This is a genomic window from Aquipuribacter sp. SD81 (assembly GCF_037153975.1).
Classification (GTDB): domain Bacteria; phylum Actinomycetota; class Actinomycetes; order Actinomycetales; family JBBAYJ01; genus Aquipuribacter.
Window position 1 is genome coordinate 1 of sequence record NZ_JBBAYJ010000065.1, and the last position, 972, is coordinate 972.

Annotated in this window: 1 protein-coding gene and 1 pseudogene; one reads left to right on the forward strand and one right to left on the reverse strand. The window is 84.4% G+C overall.

The window, feature by feature from the left end:
- The coding region (locus WAA21_RS17895) for a BatC protein (protein ID WP_442893316.1) at positions 1 to 234 on the reverse strand (234 nt) is incomplete at its 3' end.
- A gap of 40 nt (positions 235 to 274) precedes the next feature.
- On the opposite strand from WAA21_RS17895, the pseudogene WAA21_RS17900 reads away from it, so the two are divergent.
- A pseudogene (locus WAA21_RS17900) lies at positions 275 to 972 on the forward strand (hypothetical protein); the annotation flags it as partial.

Sequence of the window (972 nt, forward strand, 5' to 3'; positions counted from 1 at the left end):
CGCCTCGCCCGTGGCGCCGAGCGCCTCGCTCGCCCCTGCCGCGGCCCCCGGCACCCCGGCCGCCCCGGCCACCCCGGTCGTGCCGCCCGCGCCCGTGTCTCCCCTCGCGTCCGCCGCGCTGGCGCCGCCCGTCGCGACGCCCGACGTGGCGCCGGACGTGCCCGGGGTCCTCCCGCCCGTGGCAGCTCCCGCGGCGCCCGCGACCGGCCCGACGACCGAGCCCGTCCCCGTCACGCCGGCCCCCGTCGCGTCGACACCCCTGCTCGTCCCGTCCGTGGCGCCCAGCGCACCCGTCGAGGCCGCCGGCCCCGACGCCGAGGAGCCCGGCCCGACAGCCGCGTCGCCGGAGCCCGACACCTCGGCGCTGCCCACCCGCGCCCCCGCCGGCGTCTCCCTGCCGCGTCGTCCCGAGCCCTCGCGCGAGGAGCCGACGTCGGAGGAGCCGGACGCCGAGGGCCCCGTCACGGCCACGACCGACGGCGGACCCGCCTCCGGTGCCACGGGCGCCGCGCCGAGCGGCCCGACCACCCCCGCCCGACGCGCAGGCCTGTTCGGCGCGTTCCGTGCCCGCCGCGAGGTCGTCGCCGGTGCCCCGGCCCCGACCGAGCCGCCCGCGGCCCCCGCGGTCGAGCCGGCGCCGGGCCGCGACGAGGACGGCTCCCGCGAGGGTGACCGCGAGCCCGCCGCCACCGCCGGGACGCCCGTGTCCCTCGTGCCCCCGGCAGCGGCACGACCCACTGCGCCGTCCCCCGCCGCGCCGACCGCCTCGACCCCCTCGGCGCCGCCCGCCGCGGGTCCCGCCGGGCCGCCGGCGACGGTCGGCTCCGGGGCGCCGGCGACCGGGCTCGTCCCGCCTACCGCGGCGCCGCGCGCCACGGTTCCGACCCCGGCCCCGGCTGCGCAGGCCCCGACGCCTGCCACGCCCGTCGCGCCGGCGGCGCCTGCCGTCCCGCCCGCGGCGACAAGTCGGAG